This is a genomic window from Bartonella sp. SD1336NMGDW (genome assembly GCF_042193565.1).
In the GTDB taxonomy this organism is placed as follows: domain Bacteria; phylum Pseudomonadota; class Alphaproteobacteria; order Rhizobiales; family Rhizobiaceae; genus Bartonella; species Bartonella grahamii.
Map to the genome: position 1 here is coordinate 1 of NZ_JBHILW010000008.1, position 21,199 is coordinate 21,199.

Here is a 21,199-nt window from a genome sequence, read left to right on the forward strand (position 1 = left end):
TAAAAAACATAAAAATATAAAAGTTATAATGCCAAACAAGGCTCTTAGCTGCTTATCTGTAAACATATTTATTTCCTACGGTACCTTTTTATCGATTTAAATACATGCCTAATCGTAAAATGATCAGCACTTTTCACTAGTTTGCTGTTTTAAGCCGCTTTAGAATTGCTACTGTCATGACACTCTTCACTAGGCTTGCCTATTCTCATGAATGAAATGCGCTTGCCTCCTAAGGCTAGGTTACGCGTATTTTCAACTGCTGTAAAAACTCTCTCAGCAACACCATAAAGCCTGCTTTCTAAATCACGACAATACTGCGCTAGATCAGCGCATGAGGGCACAAATGTTGTGGACATGCCTTTTGCTTCACCACGTATAAGATTTTTAACAGCTTGCAATAAAGACCAGAGTGAAATGCCGTTAAGAGCTGCGATATAAGCCTTTGCACGCGCTTCTACATTTGAAACTTTTTGCATTGTCAAACCACCTTCAAGCACATCAAGAGCCTCTGCTATGTCTTCAACAGACGCTTTCACGGTAAGTAAGTTTTGAACAGTCTGATAAGCTTCTAAAGCTTGTTTCTCTAGGGTTTCTGTCAATTGAATGCCATTTCTCAAGGTCCATGGGAACTCCAGAGTTACACATTGCTCTATCTGTTGCACGGTATCTTGTAGAGGCGTCACTAAGCTGTGTTGCACCGATAAGATTACGGATTGTCTCTCCGGTACTACCACGAGTTCTTTGATCTTTTGAAAAGTTTCCATTGTTTCCACCATTGTTGTTCTTGTTTTTCGTTTTTTCTAAACCCTCGATAGCCCTGCGTACCCAGTTACGCCATGTTGTTTGCCAATCGATTTTGGTTGCATTTGCTCCGGCTTTTGAACGCCAATAATCTCGAAACTTTGCAATTTCGACTTTGACGCGCTCTGGAGGCAAACCCTCTGCAATGGCAAAATCGTAATCGGGTTCAAAATCCGCAGGCAATCGACAACCGCGATCAGCTTGCGCTCGTTTTGCTTTTTTGGGAACGTTCTCTTGCTCGTGAATGGGAGGTTGGTTGTCTGATGAGGTTTCGATTTGCTCTGATGTGGTCTCAACAGCAGCAACCTCTGTTGGCTCGTCAACCTGTTCGTTTGTTTCTAAACTTTCAGAACCAATTTCTTTTTTTGCTAAAACGATAGTTTTAGTTTTTTTATATATATTCTTATTCTGGTTCTTTATAGCTTGATTTTGCTTAGCGTTTGCTTCAGCAAAATTATTAACATGTTGTTTTGTATTATTTTTTGCTTGTGCACCTTTTTTACCAGCCTCACTACGAACTTGCGATATGTGCTCTTTTTTATCAGCAAAATCGTTTAGCTCTTCTTCAACGCGCGTATTCCACACCCAAAAATGGAAATGGCTGGTGCAAGTCCTGATGGGTTCATTGGAGAGGACGGTTTAATCGAAGTCAAATGTCCACAATCAATGACTCATCTTCGTTTTTTTATAGGTGACGAAATCAAGCCAGAATATCACGCACAGATGCAATTCCAAATGGCTTGTACAGGACAAAAGTGGTGTGATTTCGTAAGCTATAATCCAAACTTTGTAGGCAAATCTACTGGTTTGAGAATGAAAATCAAACGCATCAACCGTGATGAGAAACACATTGAAGAGATCAATAAAGCGGTCGAAATCTTTTTAGGGGAAATAGAACAAGAGATGCACAAGATTTTGACAAAAGCTGATTAAACCTATGGGGGTGCTCTCTCCTCCCAGCACCCCCGCCCTTTCCTAACAACTTTTAAGTAATGCATGATTTACGCTACGGGTGGATTGTGCGCAAATCAAGGAAACAAACCAGATGAGAAAATATGAATTGACTGATGAAACAACAGAGGTTGATGGATTTACGCTTCACCGAATTAGAGCATTAAGAGATTTTGGTGGCGTCAAGAAAGGTAACCTTGGGGGCTTTATAGAGGATGAGGACAACCTAAGTCATGAAGCCAACTGTTGGGTTAGTGATGAAGCTATGGTTTATTGTGGTGCCGAAGTTTACGACAGCGCTAAAGTGTTTGATAACGCGAAAGTTGCTTATTTTGCACGCGTTTATGGCAATGCACAAGTTTATGATAACGCAAAAGTATATGGGGGATATTTTGGGGGACGCACAAATTTACAAATATGCAATTATTGATGGTGATCCAAGAATTTATGGCGACGTAAAAATTTATGCCGATTACAAAATTGTTTACAAAGAAAAGACAGAAAACTTAACAGGGGACGACGTTCCTTTCTAGCAACACAAACAATCATTTTAACACAAGCGTGATTCACGCCACGAGTGAATTACATCTAAAATGAAGGGGAATAAACATGCCACACCGCCCACCTACTATCACGCAACCAGCTATTGCTCGTGCTTTAAGAGAAGCTAAAAAACAAGGATGTGAACTCATAGAAATCAAACCTACAGGGGAATTATTAATTCATATCAATAAAACCATAACACCAACAACGACAGATAATACTTATAGCATTGACGATTTTCCACCGCTTGAAAATGAACAAGAAGACTACGAGACCAGCAAAAGCTGCCCCTCTGTCGACGGTATAAAGTTTTAGCCATGCCAAAACGCCGTCCACCGCATCTTGTTCGTGAACGTACACGCCATGGTAAAGTTATATGGTATGTACGTATTGGTCATGGACCACGGTTTCGGATTGAAGGAACCTATGGAACGCAAGAGTTTGCTGATAATTATACGCTGGCTATTAAGCAAGCACAAAATGGCTCCTCCAAAACAAAGAGGCGTACCAGACTTACAGAAGGGTCTTTAGATTGGTTGTTGCATCAGTATTTACAAAGCATGCAATGGCATAATCAATCAGAATCTACTAAAAAAGTTAGATATCGAATTCTGAATAATGTTTCTAAACATATCGGTGATCGTGCATATAAAAGCATAAACAAACAACACATTCTTGAAGCCGTAGATAGAAGGCGAGAGACCCCCGCGGCTGCAAAACATTTTTTGACCTCTTTAAACGGTCTCTTTAATTGGGCGGTTGATAATGCCCTTTTAAATAGAAATCCTGCCTTTAATATAAAAGCACCAAAATCTTTAAACAGTGAGGGATTACTGCCATGGCTAGAAGAGGACATAGACAAATATTATCACCGTTGGTCACATGGTACACATGAACGCGTCTGGATTGATGTTCTTCTTTATACAGGCTTGCGTCGTGGTGATGCCGTTGGTATCGGCTGGAAAGATATCACAACAGATAATATTATTCATTTAAAAACAGAAAAGAGCCAATTTAAAACAGATGTTTTTCTTCCTATTTTACCAGAACTAGAGGAAACACTTAAAATTGGACCTATTGGAGATGAAACATTTATTTGTGGTAAAGGTGGAAATAAGCTTGTCAAAGAAAGTTTTGGCAACCTCTTTCGTGAAGCATGTAATGCAGCAGGTATTAAAAAATCAGCGCACGGATTACGAAAATTAGCAGCAACACGTGCAGCCAATGCTGGTGCGACAGTTTCGCAAATGAAAGCGCTTTTTGGCTGGACAGAAGATAAAATGGCATCCCTTTATACCAAAACAGCCGATAGAAAACGACTTGCAATAGAAGCAATCAAAAAACTTCAAAAAAGTTAGGACAATGAGTGGCTGCTAAAAAACAAACCAAAGCCCCGTCAAAATTATGAATGAAATTAATGCGGCGTTTGAGGTGCATCAGAAACCAGAGGAGAGATAGGTGGTTGTGTCTGTTGCATTGTTTGCCATAAATTATAATTCGTTTGCATATCCAGCCAAAATTTTGCTTTACTAAAACCAGCTAGTTCTAATTTCACTGCAAGTTCGGTACTCATAGAGGCATGTCCGTTAATCACTCTTGATAGAGAAGCTCTTGTCATATGGAGATGATCAGCTAACTTTTGTATTGTTATCCCCATTTCTTCTAAGAAAGCTACTTTTAGAACTTCGCCCGGATGTGCGGGGTTATGCATCATTTGTTTTCGTTCCTTTCATCAATGGTAATCTTGATAATCAACAAGCTCCACATCTGTTCCTATAAAGCGAAAAGTAACACGCCAATTTCCATTCACCCATATGGAATAATATCCCGTAAGTTCACCTTTAAGAGGATGCATTTTAAAGGCAGGCGCTTTCAACATTTCAGGCGTCGTAGCACTTGTTAAAGCTGTCAAGATAACGCGTAATTTTTTTACGCGATTTGGTCGAATAGCTTTTGTGGAACCCGTTGTATAAAATAATTTTAAGCTCTTATGTTTGAAACTCACAATTGCGATTACCGCCCCTTATCGTATATCGTCACTATACGATCAATAAAAATAAGAGTCAAGCGCCCTGCTAGCAAATCCAGTTATCTAGATAAAATGATTGGGTATAAGCTATAAAAAAGTTAGGGATAGGTAGAAAATAAGTTAAAAGAATCAACGGAATCAAAACTCCCGAACTTTTATATAACCTATTGATTTGATTAAATATTAGCTGGGAGTACGTGAATTGGCAATGTAAGTGTATTTTGTTTGAGACGCTCTGTTTTTCGTGAGGGGACTTACTCCATTAAAGAATACGATAAACAAAAGCATGAGGTAATGCATAATCTCTTCATAAGATATTACCGTGGATGCTTTGGAAAGCTGCAAAAACGAATCAAAAGAAAATATTTTTTTACTTTTTAAGCTTTTTATTCCTCTCAAATTGATTGTATAGTTGCTTTGGAAATTACACAAACAGACCCGATACAATAATCTACCCTCGTCTAGCAAAAGCTATTACAGCAAGAAAAGTAGGCGCTTTATTAAGCAAGCAATATCATAAAACGACCAATAGATCAGCAATGGAGTGGAAAGGACGTACTGAATTTATAATAGCACCCAACCACGCTTTTTTAAAAGGATAACGCGCTTTAAGATGAAAACCTTCCACTAATAAATCCGTAAGTTCTTATCTTTTTTACTAGAGAATTATATAGATAAAAAATCAACGCATTTTTTCTTAAAACAGCTGTAGCCAATTGACCTTTGTTTTTTTGTTTAGCTTATTTATAGAAGCAACTTGATCGAATGGCATCGGCTTATCAACCATGATAGGACCAATTTCTGGCAATTTAACTGCAACAGTTTTATTACGTTGTTCCTGTTCAACAGCAGCTGCTTTAGCTAATTCTTCTTTGTTTCCTGTATTGCGCTTCTCTTTTAACAAAACAGTTTCTCTTTTTTTCAAAGCATTTTCTGACGCCAATGAATATGAGGCAGCATTTCCAGGAGTATAAGAGGCCATTAAATATGCACCATCATAATAGCCAACGGGTGCTTCAGCAATATATTCTACTTTAACATCTGCGACCCCCCTATCTACATACCCCAGTATTGCCGCAGCTTGCCTTGATAAATCAATGATTCTGTCTTTCATAAAAGGTCCGCGATCATTCACTCTAACAATGATTGAAGATCCATTTTTCAAATTAGTAACACGAGCATAGCTAGGTAAAGGCATTGTAGGATGAGCAGCAGTCAAAAGATTCATGTCATAAATTTCACCGTTGGCAGTTAAACGTCCATGAAAATCTGAACCATACCATGATGCTTCGCCAACACGTTTATAAGTCGGATCATTTTGAGGATAATACCACTTTCCTTTTATTTGATAAGGTTTACCAACAACAGCTCGTCCACGCTTTTTTTCTTCCGATTGTTTCTTCTTATTGGATACTTGTTGAGGTAGGACAGAAGTGTTCACGTCAATTGGTTTATTATGATAGGAATCTTTTATTGAAAAATTCATAGTTTGGCTTGCGCAACAAGATACCAGTGACTGAGAAATGACGATCATAGAAAACAATTGAAGTGTTGGTTTAATAATAAAAGTAAATTTCTTTTTTCTATTTGAAGGCATCTATTCAGTCCACTTATTTCTGTTAAGTACTACTGTAAAAACCACGTCACGCTTTTTGTACGCGACGGAAGAATTTACGTTTTTAAATGATTTCCCTCGCGCATATACCACTCTTGAATTTGTCCCTTTTATCAAGAAATTAACACATTGTTAACCTTTTTATGATTTTCGTAAGAAATAAATGTACTATAGTAGATGTTAAAAAGAATAAAAAATAAATAAATCAACATCTTATAGAAAAGTCATTTCATAATATAAACTGTGAATAAGTGGTGATTTTAGCAACTTGTTTTGCGAATCATGTAATGCAGTAGGTATAAAAAAATCAATCTATAGATTGAGAAAAGGAGCAACCACATGTGCTGCCAACATAGGTACAACCGTATCGTAAGCTTAAAGCTCTTTGTTGTTGGACAGGAGACAGCATAGCATCGCTCTATTCCAAAATATCTGATAGAAAATGACTGGCTATAGAATCAATAAGAAACCCCAAAAAGAATCAAAACAAGAAAGATTCTTAAATTTTTGTATAGTCTATTGATATTATTTAAAGTTGGTGAGCGCGCAGGGATTCGAACCCTGGACCTACTGATTAAAAGTCAGTTGCTCTACCAGCTGAGCTACGCGCTCTCACACAAGCTATCTAGTTTGGAGACTATCTAATTTGCAGAAAGTGAAGGGAACATACGGTTGACTTTTCATTTGGTCAACACCTTTTGAAGAAAAATATTATTATTTTCTTCAGTTATCAATAATTTTCCGTTTTCCCTCCCTTTTTTCATCATTGTATAGGTACTCTTTAATCTTCTTTTTGAAGTTTCAATCAAGGAACAATTTCACTGCGAAATATTGCATAGATTCGAAGCGCTAAAATTATAAGAAATTACCCCTTCCCTCACATGGCTTGTTGAGCATAATGGATAGAGAAGAAAAATACTTTTTACTGTAATATCATTTTCTCACTTGAGTGAGAGATCTCAAATACTGTGAGATTCTCTCATTTCAAATCTGTTTATCTTGAAACAATAAAAAGCATTTTTTTGACCGATACAAGTGAGAGAATAAAACTATAAAAAATAAATGAAAATACCTTTTATGCCTCCTTTCAATAACTAAAAATTATCGCAACATTAGGGTTCAGTAAAATAGTATATAGCGGTTGGCACGTTAGACCTGAAAATGGGATAATGAGAAACAATTGCATTTTGAGGGTGTGATTTTTATTCATGCATAATGAATATATAACGAAAGCCAATTTATTCTATAGAATAAAGCAGACATGAAGCAAAAATTTAGTGTTGGATAATTCAGTCACAGCTATAGAGTACTTTTATACATTGTTTAATATTAATGTAGATATATAATATATAAATAATAATTTTATAAAATGATTAAAGTAAGTTTTATATAAATAATAATTTAAATATGTCTATAAATAAATGTATTGCTTCATTAACTTAAATTATAAGATCAAAAATAAATAAAATAATTTTGATTTTGCGAGAAAAATTTGTAAAAGTGTTATATATACATGTATTTTTACTTTACTCCTTTTTTATTATTTTGATTGGAATATTGAATGCTAACATGTAAACAATATGAGCTACTCTTGTTTATTCATAACCATATAAAAGAAACAGGTGTTCCTCCTTCTTTTGAAGAAATGAAAAATGCATTAGAACTTTCTTCAAAGTCTGGTATTCATAAGCTCATTATAGCCTTAGAACAACGAGGGTTTATACGTCGTTTACCCAATCGCGCTCGTGCAGTGGAAGTGATTCGACTCCCTGAGAAAATAACATTTAATCTTTCTTTAGCACGTAAAATTTCTCCCAATATGATAGAAAGAAATAAAAGGGAAATATCAAAAAGCTTGAGTAACCTTGACAACTTTGATGAAGAAGAAAAAAAAAATATCACCATTCCTATCATGGGACGTATTTCTGCGAGCGTGCCCGCCTCTGCTATACTACAACAAATAAACACTCTTTCTCTCCCACGCAATATGGTTAATACAGGTGAGCACTACGCATTAGAAGTTAAAGATAATTCTATGATGGAGGCTGGTATCCTTGATAAAGATACGATCATTGTGAAACGTCAAAATACAGCAATAACAGGTGAAATTATTGTTGCGTTTATTGATAAAAAAGAAGCCACATTAAAACGTTATCGACGCAAAGGCGCTTCTATTGCATTAGAAGCCGCAAATCCTCATTATGAAGCACGTACATACGAATCCGAGCGTGTAGAAATACAAGGTAAACTTACCGGACTTATTCGCAAATATTAAAAATAAACCTTATAGTACGCGATAGATATCGCAATAAGAAGCTGTTGAGTATTTTTTATTGCGCCACACGCAGTTGATTTCCTCTCCACGGCCAAAGGATGCCCCAATTCGGTCTATAAACAATTCAGATCCTTATCGAGCGGGTTTCATTTTCCCTTCCCTCCATGTCCTTCACTTACGCAAGGCGTGACAAGTAAGCTTTAAAATATTCACCACGTACTTTATAAAAGAACTTGAATGCTTTGAAGGAAGCAGCCTTATATCATCGTCCTCAATAAAAGAATTTTACGATATAATAAGATAAAATTGTATGCATGCATAAAAATACATAAAATTTTGTAGAAAAAAATCAAATAACTTTGTAACAGATTGTATTGCATAGGTATAAAAATAAAGAACATTATTTTTAAGTTATAAAAAGCCTAACTCAATCATTCATAGTAATTGTAGGATCATCATGGTAGCACCTCGTATTAGTTTTGTCTCCCTCGGATGCCCAAAAGCACTCGTAGATTCTGAGCGAATTATTACACGCCTTCGCTCTGAAGGGTATGAAATTTCACGTCAACATCAAGGAGCTGATGTCGTTATTGTGAATACCTGTGGCTTTCTTGACTCGGCAAGGAGAGAATCATTAGCCAATATTGATGAAGCTCTCAAAAAAAATGGAAAAGTTATTGTAACAGGGTGTCTTGGTGCTGATCCTGATGTTATTCGCCAAACGTATCCTAATGTATTGGCTATTACAAAACCGCAAGCTTATGAAAGTGTTATAGAAGCTGTTCATACAGCAATTCCTCCTGTTCATGATCCTTTTCTTGATTTAGTTCCTCCCCAAGGTATTCGTTTAACACCTCGCCATTACGCCTACTTAAAGATTTCTGAAGGATGCTCTAACCAGTGTAGTTTTTGTATCATCCCTACTCTGCGTGGTGATCTCACTTCACGTCCCATCAGCGATGTTCTTCGTGAAGCTGAAAAACTCGTGCAAGCGGGTGTAAAAGAACTTTTAGTTATTTCACAAGATACAAGTGCTTATGGTATTGATCTTAAATATCTCGAAAATTCTTGGAAAGATCGTACAATCAAAACAAAATTCTTTGATCTTTGTCGCGAACTAGGCGATATGGGTATTTGGATACGTATGCATTACGTTTATCCTTATCCCCATGTTGATGAAGTTATCGAACTTATGGCTGCAAAAAAAATTCTTCCTTATCTGGATATTCCTTTTCAGCATGCATCACCAGCTGTTTTGCGTCATATGAAGCGTCCTGCACTCATAGAAAAAACAAACCGTAGAATTGAAAAATGGCGAAAAATATGTCCAGATCTTGCTTTGCGATCAACATTTATTGTTGGTTTTCCTGGTGAAACGAATGAAGATTTTAATATCCTGTTAGAATGGTTAGAAGAAGCAAAAATTGAACGCGCTGGGTGCTTTAAATATGAAGAAGTAAAAGGAGCCGCCGCAAATGATTTGGGATTAGAAAATATTCCTGAAGAGGTGAAAGAAAATCGCTGGCATCGTTTTATGGCAAAACAACAACAAATTTCCACACATCTTTTAAAGAAAAAAATTGGAAAAAGACTCCAAGTGCTTATCGATGAAAGTCAAGGAAAAGTTGCCAAAGGTCGTAGTCAATATGATGCTCCAGAAATAGATGGTGTTGTCCATATATCATCACGACGCCCGTTGCGTGTTGGTGAATTTGTCAGCGTTAAAATTGAACAGTCGGATGCCTATGATCTTTATGGTGTAGCAGTTTGAAAATTTAACTTCTTCCCTGTCCTCAATGATGAAGATTTCTATCGGCATTGGTTTATAAAAAGATCAGCTACTCACAATCGAACTTGATCACTTATGTAACTCACTTCATAAGAATTCACGAGCAATCGTTACCCTGAATGTTTCTATACACTAATACCAAGCAGTTATATATTCTCTTAATTTAATGCCTTAAATGAGCCTTAAACGACGATGACGGCGGCGCAAAAGAATAAAATCCACAAGGTTCACCATTTTTACTTAACAAAAGAGCAAATCGACAATCGTACTATTTTCCCATTTTTCATATTGCGACAGTTATTAATAAGTGAAAGGAAACTTTTTTCAATAGTGTTTTATGCACACAAAAATTTCCTTTGTGATATGCAGGCGGATGTTTTTTATGGATGCAATATAAGAGAATTTGAAACAAAACAATCTTACGGTATTTAAATGAAAAAAATAAATTATCATTATAAATAAGTATCTTATCTTAAACTCTTTGAACTTATTTTTTAAATATCTAATCTTTATTAACAGGTCTTAAAATCAAAGAATTTCTTATCAAGCAAATGACTTGGGCGTACATTTGTTAAAGCGCGAATCATCGTATCTTTACGTCCTGGCATTTTCCTTTCGATATTTTTCAGCATTTCTTTCATTGCATTACGTTGTAAACCATCTTGACTACCGCAAAGATTACAAGGAATAATCGGAAATTGCATTGCTTGAGAAAATTTTTCCATATCCTCCTCAGCTGCATAAACAAGAGGACGTAACACAAAAAGATCTCCTTCATCATTTTTAATTTTTCCAGGCATGGCAGCTAATCGGCCACCGTGAAACAAATTCATAAAAAATGTTTCTAAAACATCATCACGATGATGACCTAAAACTAATGCAGAACATCCCTCTTCACGTGCAATACGATAGAGATTACCACGTCGTAATCGAGAACAAAGTGAACAATATGTCTGCGACTCTGCCAATTTATCTGTAACAATGGAATAAGTATCCTGATATTCAATACGATATGGAATTTTATAAGAACTTAAAAAGTCTGGAAGAATATGCTTAGGGAATCCTGGTTGCCCTTGATCAAGATTACAGGCAAGAATTTCAACGGATAAAATCCCTCGCCATTTTAAGTCTAAAAGAAGCGCTAATAAACCATAAGAGTCTTTTCCACCCGATAAAGCAACAAGCCATTTTTTTCCTGTAGAGAGCATAGAAAAATCATCCAAAGCTTGTCGCATATGACGCAAAAGTCGTTTGCGCAATTTATTAAATTCTACGCTTGAAGGAGCAACACGAAACATTGGATGACAACTATCTGCTTCGCTTATTAAAGGATCATCTCTCCCTTCGTTTTCTTCTATTGCCTGATATTCAACGGAAATATCATTCATAATACTATATCCTGCATAAGTAACAGCTTGTTTTGCAAAGATAAAAACAAATATTAAAGCAAGCTTACATTTATGTTTTTTGAATTCATAAATTAGATACACAAAAAAGAAATGGAACTATATAAGTTTATGGCTATAAAACATAGCAATAAACTTAATATAGAACCATTCACAAAAAGTACTTATTAACTTCAAAGATTGTAAAAACAACACAATATTTTGAAGTTATAATAATAGAAGAGAAAAACAACTTCTCTTGCAGAAAAATTATCGAGAATAAAATTCAACAACCAAATTAGGTTCCATTTGCACAGCATAAGGAACATCTGCAAAAGCAGGAATACGCGTAAAGGTTGCTTTCATCTGTTTATGATCTGCTTCAATATAATCAGGGACATCACGTTCTGCCAATTGCACTGATTCTAAAACTAAAACAAGTTGTTTTGATTTTTCCCGAACCTCAATAACATCACCAGGTTTACAACGATAAGATTGAATATTTGTGCGCCGACCATTTACATTAACATGACCGTGATTGATAAATTGGCGAGAAGCGAAAATCGTAGGCACGAATTTTGCACGATAAACAACAGCATCCAAACGTGATTCTAACAGACCGATAAGATTTTCACCAGTATCACCCCGTCGACGAGCAGCCTCTTCATAGGTTTTATGAAATTGTTTTTCTGAAATATCTCCATAAAACCCTTTCAATTTCTGTTTAGCGCGCAACTGCACCCCATAGTCAGAAAGTTTTCCTTTACGACGCTGTCCATGCTGACCTGGACCATAATCACGACGATTGACAGGAGATTTCGGACGCCCCCAAATATTTTCTCCCATACGACGGTCAATTTTATACTTTGTTGTTTCGCGTTTACTCATCGCATTTCCTTATAAAATAAAACACGAGATCTCAAGACCCCAAGGAAACGCGCCCTCCTCTGCCTTTAAATACTAAAGACTGACAGAATACCTTAACATATTAATATGCAAAGTTATCCACGGGACACGTCAATTAATGCTATTTTCTTGAAAAAACAGCTAGATCATCATTATTGGTCTCGTAACCCAAAGTCAACTCCTTTCATGAGTTTTAAGCCAAATCCTTTAAACAAATTCTCCGTTAAAGAAGTGATATTTTTCGATGTTAACAACGCAAAATCTTGATATTTCTTTATATATTGATCGTGTACTTTTTCCGACAGTGGTAATAATGATCTGATATGTTTGGCAATCGCTTTCGCCGGATCAATCCACTCAACGGACCATAAAGCATGTTCACGAAAGAAGTTAATCAAAAAAGGATAATGTGTGCAGGCTAAAACAATAACATCAGTATATTGTCCATTTTTTTCCACAAAACATGGCAGGATTTCTTTTCTTAACTCTTCTGAATCGATAGATTTTCCCCGTAAATAATCTTCAGCAAATCCAGCCAGTTTTTTACTTCCCACAAGCTGAACATGACACTGTCCAGCAAAAGAGTTAATTAATTCATTTGTATAGGCACGTTTAACTGTTCCAGGAGTAGCTAATACGGAAATAAAACCAGATTTTGTTTGTTCAGCAGCTGATTTAATTGCAGGAACCGTTCCTACAAAAGGGACATGAGGAAAATTCTGTCGTAAATCTGCCATCATCAGTGTAGAAACGGTGTTGCAAGCAATCACACATAAGGCTGGATTGTAGCGTGTTAAGAGATTTGTAAAAATCTTTAAAATACGCTCTTTCAAAATATTTTCTTTCCAATTTCCATAAGGAAATCCTGCATCATCAGCAACATAGATAAACTGCATTTCAGGGATAAGAATACGTGCTTCCCTGAACACTGTTAAACCACCAATACCGCTATCAAAAAAAAGAACAGGTCGTTCATCCATTAATTTTCACACTTATTTTTATTTTTTTTACGATCACGCTCTTCAGGTGCTCTACTCCCCCGTGGATATTGTGGCGAAAAATGATCCAAAGAAGATATAATGCCTCGTAATAAACGAACCTCAGGTTCACTAAAGTTAGCGCGCGTAAAAACAGAGCGCAAATTTGCAAGCATTACTTCTTTGCGCTCAAGGGGTCTAAAATACCCACGGATATTCAAAGCCTCTTCTAACTGAGATAAAAAACCATGAAATATTGTTTTATTTGCAGGTTCCATCTCTGCGGCACGAAATGCCGTATCACTGACATTCTCTAGACCTGTTTTCATCCATTCGTAAGACATCAAAAGAACCGCTTGCGCAATATTAAGTGACGCAAAAGCAGGATTAACTGGAAAAGTAATAATTTCATCAACAAGGCTGATTTCATCATTTTCTAATCCCCATCTCTCTCTTCCAAAGACAATACCTGTCTTATGTCCGATACTTTCACGCTGACGTAATACGTTTGCTGCTTCGACAGCACTTTTTACAGTTTTAAATCCGCATCTTTCACGTGCTGTTGTGGCAAAAACATAGTGTAAATCTGCAATTGAATCACGCAATGTATTAAAAATCACAGTGTTGTTAATGACATGATCAGCTTTACTTGCAGCAGCTATAGCTTTTTCATTTGGAAACATTTCTCGAGGTTTGACTAACCGAAGCTTAGAAAGCCCAAAATTTGCCATTGCCCTTGCGACCATACCAATGTTTTCAGGAAGCTGCGGTTCAACTAAAATAATAATGGGACCATTTGTTAAATTTTCACGATTCTTATTCGTTCCAGCCATCAATCTTACCTAGTTTCACTTAAACTATCTCCCTCTCCACTATTTTTTACGAAACCTTCTTCACAGTACTCTAATGCTGTTTAATAATAAATTATAGACAATGTTATCTTTTCACTCAAAGATAATAAATTTTAAAAGCCATTAAAGTGAACGATGGAATTTATAACAATTTATATAGGATATCGTAGCCTTTTTTACATCAATTTTATCTTTTTTATAAGGAATAGCTCCTACAAATCATAATCTCAGTTGAATTATGAAATCATAAATCCTAAAAAAGGGATATGCACTTTATTCCCAAACTTTTTCCTGCAAAGCTTATCCGTCGTTATAAACGTTTCCTTGCGGATGTTCAACAAGATGATCAGCATGTCCTCACCGTGTCTGTACCTAATACAGGATCAATGCTTGGATTAACAGCTTTCAACTCCAATATCTGGCTTTCATATCATAATAACATCAAACGAAAATATGCCTATCAATTAGAAATTATTGAAGCCGATAATACTTTGGTTGGCATTAATACTGCTTTACCCAATAAACTTGCATTAGAAGCAATTCAAAACGGATTACTACCAGAATTAAGTGGATATAAAACAATTTTAAAAGAACAACGCTATGGAACACAATCACGAATTGACTTTCTTTTACGTGATGACATTCTTCCTGACTGTTACCTAGAAGTCAAAAATGTTCATTTTATTCGTCAAAAAGGATTAGCAGAATTTCCTGATAGTAAAACAAAACGTGGAGCACGTCACCTTGATGAACTCATAGGAGTTGTACAACAAGGAAAAAGAGCTGCTATGCTTTATATTATTCAACGAGAAGATTGCGCAGCTTTTACAATCTGTCATGATCTTGATCCACTCTATGGACGTAAATTTGATTTAGCATTAAAATCAGGAGTAGAATGTTATGCTGTAAAGTGTCACGTAAGTGTAGAAGGCATTTTTCCGATTCAGAGAGTAAAAATAGAAAATAGAAGAAACAATGACTGAGTATATCGAATATAATAAAAGCCCTTTAAAATTTAATGGAAAAATCCGCATTTTCGATGATTATGCTTTTGCTAAAATGCGTGAAGTTGGTCGTATTGCTGCAGAATGCCTTGATGCGCTTACGGATATTATTAAGCCAGGCGTTACTACGCAAGAAATTGATGATTTTGTATTCATTTTTGGTGCTAAGCGAGGAGCACTTCCTGCTGATCTAAATTATCATGGATACAGCCATTCATGCTGTACATCTATCAATCACGTTGTCTGTCATGGCATTCCCAATAAAAGACCCTTGCAAGAAGGCGATATTGTGAATGTGGATGTAACCTTTATCCTTGATGGGTGGCATGGGGATTCAAGCCGAATGTATCCTGTTGGGAAAATCAGGCGTGCTGCAGAACGCCTGCTAAAAATAACCTATGAAAGTCTTATGAAAGGAATCGCTGTCGTTAAGCCTGGAGCAACGACAGGTGATATTGGGGCAGCCATTCAACAGTATGCAGAATCTGAACGCTGTTCAATTGTGAGAGATTTTTGCGGACATGGTATCGGCCAGCTTTTTCATGATGCTCCCAATATCCTCCATTATGGAAACCCTGGAGAAGGAATAGAATTAAAACAAGGTATGATGTTTACAATTGAACCCATGATTAACCTTGGTAAACCACAAGTTAAGATTTTATCTGACGGTTGGACTGCTGTTACCCGTGACCGCTCTCTGACAGCACAATATGAACATACAATTGGTGTCACAAATGAAGGGTATGAAATATTTACACAATCTCCTAAAAATATTTTTTATATTCCAAATTCGCATACCTAACGCAATGTAGAGATGTTATGGCTAAAAAATTAAATCAAAAGGAAAATACTCAAAGTGATCAGTTTGCATTAACATCGAGTTCTCCACTCACCCCAGTATCAGAAAGAAAAAGTGAAGACCCCCAGAAAAACGCACAGCTTCATAAACATTATCAAGGACATCGTGAGCGTCTTCGGAAGCGCTATTTAAAGTCAAAAGGAAATGCAATCGAAGATTATGAATATCTTGAATTATTGCTTTTTCGCACAATACCCCGTGCAAACACAAAACCCATAGCTAAAAATTTGATAGCGCGCTTTGGTTCATTAGCTGATGTGTTGGGAGCAGATATTCACCGACTTCAAGAAATTCCAGGATGTGGTCCTGCCACTGCAATTGATTTAAAAATTATTTCAGATGTTGCTGGACGTCTTGCTCGTGCGCAATTGTTTAAACGCGATATCTTTTCATCATGGGATAAAGTGTTAGCTTATTGTAAAGCTGTTATGGCTCACGAAACACGTGAACAATTTCGTATTTTGTTTCTTGATAAGAAAAACGGCTTACTTGCTGATGAGGTGCAACAAACTGGAACCATTGATCATACCCCTGTTTATCCTCGTGAAGTTATTTCTCGAGCTTTAGAGTTATCTGCATCAGGACTTATCTTAGTCCACAATCACCCCTCTGGCGATTCCACCCCCTCTGATGCAGATATAACAATGACATATAGATTAAAAGATGCAGCAAATGCATTAGGCATTATTATCCATGACCATCTTATTATTGCACGAAATAACCATACGAGCTTTAAAGCGTTAAAACTTATATAAATCTTATGGGATAAAAAGATTCATTTAACTATGAATAACGAATCATTTTTCTAAATCAATATCTAATATAGCCATTGAGAAATTATAGGAGAGCTCATCTTCATCTTCATCTCGATAGATAATGCCTAAAAACTCATCTCCCACATAAACCTCACAAGAATCACTCTTTTTAGGCCGTGCTCTGACTTGCAATGCTGAGTTTTGGAATATATTTTTTAAATAATTATCAAGTTTTTTTATTTCATCAGCATTCACTATGCTCTCCTGTTTTTTTGAAACGACTAAAATAATTGCGTGTCGCGCAAATAAGACACTCCCATGATTCTGTAAAGTCAGTAAAAAATCTTAATCTAAGCATTTACTTAATATTACATATATCTACAACGTTCTTTATACATTCATAAAGAAATTTTACAAAAGGTCTATCATTATTAAATATACCCGTATAGATTAAAAAATGGCAAAAAACTGTATATTTTTAATAATTTTACTTTATTTCCAATTTTAGCATCTGCGTTTAGAATGCATATTCGTAAGAAAAATTGATCAATAATTTCTAATTTTTTCCTTTTATAAAAAATAAAAATAACAATATTTTTTTTATTTAAAACTACATTTTTTAGCAAAAAATATTATTACATCATTCAAAAATAATTCTTTTTAATAACTTTTAAAGTATAATTATCTAACCTTAGAAAAATTACATCTCTAAAAAATATACAAAATAAGCTAATAAGAGTTTATTTTTCTTCCCGTTTTTTATAAAACTTATGTCACAACAGAAAAATTTTTAAATAAGCTTTTTTCAATTTATACGAGATAAAAATACTGAGTATTTTTGTAAATGCTAAAAACTATGAAGAATGCTTATCTTATAGGATAACGAGAAAGAAAATCTATAACACCTTTTTTATAAACTTTATCGCCTACAGCAAGCATATGATCTCGACCAGGAATTGATAAAGCTTCACCACAAGGCAATAAAGCTGCTAATGGCTCTGCAGCACCGCCAATTTCATCTAATGAACCAACGGCAACAAGTGCAGGTTGCTTAATTTTGTAAACTTCAGACGCCGTTAACTCCTGTTTTGATGTAATGATACAAGCAGCAAGAGCACGCCTATCGCTTTTCGTTTGATCTGCAAATTTACGGAACATTAAACCGCGCGTATTGGTAATGGTAGAAATATCTTCTGCTAAAAGTGCCTCAGCAACAGGCTCCCAATTTCCCGCTCCCGTTACCATACCAATACCTAAACCACCAAAAATAACACTGTGTACATATGTTGGATGCAAAAGAGCCATGAAAGCACTAATACGAGCCCCCATAGAATATCCCATAACATGGGCTTTAGATATCTCTAAATGCTGTAGTAACTTTATTGCGTCACCAGCCATAGCTTGAGGTGTATAAAAGACAGGATCATAACTTTTAACTGAATCTCCGTGACCGCGATTATCAAGAGCAATAACACGATATCCTGCTTCAGTGAGAATGCGAAACCAACCTGTTGCATACCAATTCACTCGTGCAGAAGATCCAAAACCATGGATCAACAAAACAGGTGCGCCCTGCCCTTCTTCTCGATAAGCAAATCGCAAACCATTATATTCAAAAAAACGAATATCTTCAGCGGTCATTTTTTATTGCACTTCCCACAAAGTACAGGATGAATAACACGTTGCCCTTTTTGTATCTTTTTTTCAGAAACTTCACCAGCGTTGATCTCAAGTGCAAAAGCTGCAGGAACTTCTGATGAAATGGTATTTGTCGAAAATGGAGAAGTGTTTTCAATAATCGATACAATAATTCCCTCAGAGTTTAAGAAAATCATATCTAAAGGTAAAGGCGTATTTGCCATCCACATAAAAATTTTCTGTTCATCTCCCGATTGAGAACTTTTTAGCTGCTTAAAGAGCATTGCACGATCGCGTGGAAAATCAGTCCGATACATTAAACCAGCTGCTGCTTGAGACGGCGTAAAAGCAACCTCTACCTTATAAAAAACCGTACCTTGCTTTGTATGTATTTCTAAAGGAATCGGATGAACAGGAATTTCTATGGGCTTTTTTGCTACAACAACACGCATTTCTAACATAAAAAGCATTACCAGTAAAACAATATACCGCTTTTTAAAAGGCTTTAACATTCTTGTCTCCACCACAGAAAAATTTAAAATTTTGTTTCTAAAATAAAAAGTACCAGAGTTTAAAAGTCAAAAAAATAAGAGGATTGCTTCCTTGTTGTTTTCTATTTTCTTTCAACGTAATATGCGCAACTTTCTCCATTTGGTTTATGGATTCACTAGAGTCATATTCTCTTTAAAAACCTACCCTATAGCAATTTACGGAATAACCACCTTTAAAAACATAGAAAACATACTGTTTTCATTCGTGAAATTCAATGTGTCGCTAAAGGAATGCCTATATCCGGATAAATCTCTGCTGTCATTAAACCTTTTTCTCCTTTACCAAAACGTACAAGAACAACTTGGCCAGAACGAAGCTCTGCTAAACCAAAACGGCGCAACGTTTCCATATGAATAAAAATATCTTCTGTTCCTTGCCCACGACTAAGAAAACCGTATCCTTTGTCACGATTAAACCATTTAACAATTGCACGTTCTAGTCCACTTTCTGGAGTAACAACAACATGGGTACGGGCTGGAACTTCTGATGGATGAATTGCTGAAGAACAATCTATGGATTTCACCTGAACGCACTTTAACCCTCTTTCAGTTTTTTCCACAGCACAAATAACTTTAGCTCCCTCCAAAGCTGTTTGAAAACCATCTCTTCGCATTACCGTAACATGCAATAATATATCGGGGAAATGAGGTAAATCAGGTACAATAAATCCATATCCCTTACTACCATCAAACCACTTAATGACACCACTGATTTCGATAATCTCCCCACAAGCACCTATACTATCTTCAGATAGGGGACAATCTTTTAATGCATCCTTACTCGTCATAATAACGTGATCCTGTAGCTTATAAATTGTACGATATTGATTCTCTAGGTTTAAGTAAACATTGCTCTTGTATCAACACGCAAGCCCCAAGATAAGATTTCCCCATATTGTCGTGTCTTCTATGTTAATGTCAGAGAATATCAACATGAATATTTATAAAACTATTTGATTGTAAGCTTTACATATCTTACAAGGAGTGCCCTACAAAAGAGGTTATATGAAAGGTTTTTTTACATAATGATATTTTCATAAATGTGTAACTTGCATGATGAAGAAGTTCAATATAAGGTGAAAAAACAACAATTCAATTAAGGAAAATGCGCAATGCAATTGAAAAAAATCCTTACGACAATCACAGCATTCATGGCATTTACAGCAAATGTTTATGCAAGTGAACCTATCAAAATTGGTGTTTATCTTCCATTAAGTGGTCAAAATGCATTTGGAGGTCAGCTTGAAATTAGAGGTATAGAATTAGCCCATAAAAAAATTCCAGAAATTTTAGGACGTAAAGTGGAACTTGTTATTATTGATAATAAGTCTGATAAAGTAGAAGCGGCTAATGCTGTTATGCGTTTAACAGCAAGTGAAAAAGTAAGTGGAATCATTGGTAGCTATGGTTCCTCACTTTCGTTGGCAGGTGGTGAAATATCTGAAAAAGCAAAGACTCCAACCATTGCCACTTCCTCAACGAGTCCTCTTGTTACACAGGGTAAAAAATATTATTTCCGCGCTTGTTTTATTGATTCCTATCAAGGGGTGGGAATCGCGACTTATATAAGTCAAACTTTACACGCAAAAAAAGCAGCTATCCTCAAAGATATTTCAAACGATTATGCCATTGGTCTTGCAAGCTACTTTATGCGTGCTTTCAAAAAATTAGGTGGTGAAGTTGTCTCAAATTTAAACTATAATTCCGGCGATCAGGATTTTTCAGCTGTTCTTACACAAATTATCGCGCAAAAACCTGACATCTTATTCATTCCATCTTACTTTTCTGAGGGTGCTATCATTATGAAACAAGCGCGAGAATTAGGAGCAAAGTTTCAAATTATGGGTGGAGATGCTATGGATAATCCAGAAACCATTGCGATTGCAGGAAAAGCTTCAGAAGGTTTCTTACATACGACACTTCCCTATAGTGAGGATATGCCAAATATGTCAGTAGCTGCGCAAGAATTCACAGCAGAATGGAAAAAAGAGTATCCTGACCAAGAGCCGAATATCAATTCTGTTTTGGGATATACGAGTTATATGATGTTCATGAAGGCTATTGAAAATGCTGGTAGCGCTGATCGTGAAAAAATTACTATCGCTCTTAGCAAATTAAAAGATTTTCAAACCCCCTTCGGTGATATGTCAATGGATGAAAATCATAACCCTAAGATTCCTATTGGTATCATTAAAATACAGGATGGAAAACGTGTTTATTTAGAAGAGGTTAAACCTGCTTTTTAATTAAAAAGTTTTACTTATTAAAAT

Annotated in this window: 22 protein-coding genes, 1 tRNA gene and 1 pseudogene; 10 read left to right on the plus strand and 14 right to left on the minus strand. The window is 35.9% G+C overall.

The window, feature by feature from the left end; genetic code table 11:
• Positions 1–149 precede the first annotated feature (149 nt).
• Together ACFIKH_RS05770 and ACFIKH_RS05775 are read right to left on the minus strand one after the other, a co-directional pair.
• Positions 150–536: a hypothetical protein gene (locus ACFIKH_RS05770; RefSeq protein WP_273754097.1), complete on the minus strand. Its 387-nt coding sequence runs from the start codon at positions 534–536 to the stop codon at positions 150–152.
• Positions 520–1,386: a hypothetical protein gene (locus ACFIKH_RS05775; RefSeq protein WP_375671168.1), complete on the minus strand. Its 867-nt coding sequence runs from the start codon at positions 1,384–1,386 to the stop codon at positions 520–522. Before ACFIKH_RS05775 ends, ACFIKH_RS05770 begins: the two co-directional genes overlap by 17 nt.
• Between ACFIKH_RS05775 and ACFIKH_RS05780 the strand changes: the two are divergent.
• From ACFIKH_RS05780 to ACFIKH_RS05795, 4 genes and pseudogenes are all read left to right on the plus strand, one after another.
• Positions 1,378–1,734, plus strand: a pseudogene (locus tag ACFIKH_RS05780) (YqaJ viral recombinase family protein); the annotation flags it as partial. The gene ACFIKH_RS05775 and the pseudogene ACFIKH_RS05780 overlap by 9 nt on opposite strands.
• A 112-nt stretch (positions 1,735–1,846) precedes the next feature.
• Complete coding sequence (locus tag ACFIKH_RS05785; RefSeq protein WP_375671170.1) at positions 1,847–2,182, plus strand: hypothetical protein; 336 nt, start codon at positions 1,847–1,849, stop codon at positions 2,180–2,182.
• A 179-nt stretch (positions 2,183–2,361) separates the two neighbouring features.
• Entirely contained in the window at positions 2,362–2,610 is a 249-nt protein-coding gene (locus ACFIKH_RS05790) for a hypothetical protein (RefSeq protein WP_015857131.1), read from the plus strand.
• A gap of 2 nt (positions 2,611–2,612) precedes the next feature.
• Positions 2,613–3,653, plus strand: a complete 1,041-nt coding sequence (locus tag ACFIKH_RS05795) for a tyrosine-type recombinase/integrase (RefSeq protein WP_375671172.1) — start codon at positions 2,613–2,615, stop codon at positions 3,651–3,653.
• A gap of 56 nt (positions 3,654–3,709) precedes the next feature.
• Here the strand turns inward: ACFIKH_RS05795 and ACFIKH_RS05800 are convergent, their stop codons facing one another.
• From ACFIKH_RS05800 to ACFIKH_RS05815, 4 genes are all read right to left on the minus strand, one after another.
• Positions 3,710–4,009, minus strand: a complete 300-nt coding sequence (locus tag ACFIKH_RS05800) for a HigA family addiction module antitoxin (RefSeq protein ID WP_330168901.1) — start codon at positions 4,007–4,009, stop codon at positions 3,710–3,712.
• 18 nt (positions 4,010–4,027) lie between these two features.
• On the minus strand, positions 4,028–4,309 hold the full coding sequence (locus tag ACFIKH_RS05805; protein WP_375625915.1) for a type II toxin-antitoxin system RelE/ParE family toxin: 282 nt from the start codon (positions 4,307–4,309) through the stop codon (positions 4,028–4,030).
• A 712-nt stretch (positions 4,310–5,021) separates the two neighbouring features.
• A complete protein-coding gene (locus ACFIKH_RS05810; protein ID WP_375627346.1) occupies positions 5,022–5,921 on the minus strand; it encodes a septal ring lytic transglycosylase RlpA family protein in 900 nt (299 codons plus the stop codon).
• A 554-nt stretch (positions 5,922–6,475) separates the two neighbouring features.
• A tRNA-Lys gene (locus tag ACFIKH_RS05815) sits at positions 6,476–6,551 on the minus strand.
• A 949-nt stretch (positions 6,552–7,500) separates the two neighbouring features.
• On the opposite strand from ACFIKH_RS05815, the gene lexA reads away from it, so the two are divergent.
• Both lexA and rimO read left to right on the plus strand, forming a co-directional pair.
• A complete protein-coding gene (lexA, locus tag ACFIKH_RS05820) occupies positions 7,501–8,214 on the plus strand; it encodes a transcriptional repressor LexA (protein WP_375625791.1) in 714 nt (237 codons plus the stop codon).
• Between the two features lie 457 nt (positions 8,215–8,671).
• The gene (rimO, locus tag ACFIKH_RS05825; protein ID WP_375625789.1) at positions 8,672–9,985 is read left to right on the plus strand and encodes a 30S ribosomal protein S12 methylthiotransferase RimO; all 1,314 of its coding nucleotides are present in this window, start codon (positions 8,672–8,674) and stop codon (positions 9,983–9,985) included.
• A 530-nt stretch (positions 9,986–10,515) separates the two neighbouring features.
• Here rimO and ttcA read toward each other — a convergent pair.
• The 4 genes from ttcA to ACFIKH_RS05845 form a co-directional block, all read right to left on the minus strand.
• Positions 10,516–11,391 (minus strand): tRNA 2-thiocytidine(32) synthetase TtcA, encoded by an 876-nt coding sequence (ttcA, locus tag ACFIKH_RS05830; RefSeq protein WP_375653745.1) that lies wholly within the window; start codon positions 11,389–11,391, stop codon positions 10,516–10,518.
• Between the two features lie 267 nt (positions 11,392–11,658).
• Positions 11,659–12,276: a 30S ribosomal protein S4 gene (rpsD, locus tag ACFIKH_RS05835; protein WP_273722651.1), complete on the minus strand. Its 618-nt coding sequence runs from the start codon at positions 12,274–12,276 to the stop codon at positions 11,659–11,661.
• 170 nt (positions 12,277–12,446) lie between these two features.
• Complete coding sequence (gene murI, locus ACFIKH_RS05840) at positions 12,447–13,274, minus strand: glutamate racemase (RefSeq protein WP_375651976.1); 828 nt, start codon at positions 13,272–13,274, stop codon at positions 12,447–12,449.
• On the minus strand, positions 13,274–14,104 hold the full coding sequence (locus ACFIKH_RS05845; RefSeq protein ID WP_375625783.1) for an RNA methyltransferase: 831 nt from the start codon (positions 14,102–14,104) through the stop codon (positions 13,274–13,276). The genes murI and ACFIKH_RS05845 overlap by 1 nt, the downstream gene beginning before the upstream one ends.
• A 284-nt stretch (positions 14,105–14,388) precedes the next feature.
• Here ACFIKH_RS05845 and sfsA point away from each other — a divergent pair, with 284 nt between their 5' ends.
• Genes sfsA through radC form a run of 3 tightly spaced genes read left to right on the plus strand, consistent with a single transcriptional unit; the run spans position 14,389 to position 16,740 of the window.
• Positions 14,389–15,105, plus strand: coding sequence for a DNA/RNA nuclease SfsA (gene sfsA / locus ACFIKH_RS05850; RefSeq protein WP_375625781.1), 717 nt, complete (start codon positions 14,389–14,391; stop codon positions 15,103–15,105).
• Entirely contained in the window at positions 15,098–15,928 is an 831-nt protein-coding gene (gene map / locus ACFIKH_RS05855) for a type I methionyl aminopeptidase (RefSeq protein WP_375671174.1), read from the plus strand. The genes sfsA and map overlap by 8 nt, the downstream gene beginning before the upstream one ends.
• Positions 15,929–15,945: 17 nt before the next feature.
• Positions 15,946–16,740, plus strand: a complete 795-nt coding sequence (radC, locus tag ACFIKH_RS05860) for a DNA repair protein RadC (protein WP_375651978.1) — start codon at positions 15,946–15,948, stop codon at positions 16,738–16,740.
• A 42-nt stretch (positions 16,741–16,782) separates the two neighbouring features.
• Here the strand turns inward: radC and ACFIKH_RS05865 are convergent, their stop codons facing one another.
• The 4 genes from ACFIKH_RS05865 to ACFIKH_RS05880 form a co-directional block, all read right to left on the minus strand.
• Positions 16,783–16,995, minus strand: coding sequence for a DUF3126 family protein (locus ACFIKH_RS05865; RefSeq protein WP_375628388.1), 213 nt, complete (start codon positions 16,993–16,995; stop codon positions 16,783–16,785).
• 612 nt (positions 16,996–17,607) lie between these two features.
• Positions 17,608–18,381, minus strand: a complete 774-nt coding sequence (locus tag ACFIKH_RS05870) for an alpha/beta fold hydrolase (RefSeq protein WP_375627342.1) — start codon at positions 18,379–18,381, stop codon at positions 17,608–17,610.
• On the minus strand, positions 18,378–18,890 hold the full coding sequence (locus tag ACFIKH_RS05875; protein WP_375627341.1) for a DUF192 domain-containing protein: 513 nt from the start codon (positions 18,888–18,890) through the stop codon (positions 18,378–18,380). The genes ACFIKH_RS05870 and ACFIKH_RS05875 overlap by 4 nt, the downstream gene beginning before the upstream one ends.
• Before the next feature lie 251 nt (positions 18,891–19,141).
• A complete protein-coding gene (locus ACFIKH_RS05880) occupies positions 19,142–19,717 on the minus strand; it encodes a cold-shock protein (RefSeq protein WP_015856414.1) in 576 nt (191 codons plus the stop codon).
• A gap of 324 nt (positions 19,718–20,041) precedes the next feature.
• Here ACFIKH_RS05880 and ACFIKH_RS05885 point away from each other — a divergent pair, with 324 nt between their 5' ends.
• Positions 20,042–21,175 carry an ABC transporter substrate-binding protein gene (locus tag ACFIKH_RS05885; protein WP_375627340.1) on the plus strand — a complete coding sequence of 378 codons (1,134 nt, stop codon included), beginning with the start codon at positions 20,042–20,044 and terminating at the stop codon, positions 21,173–21,175.
• Positions 21,176–21,199 lie beyond the last annotated feature (24 nt).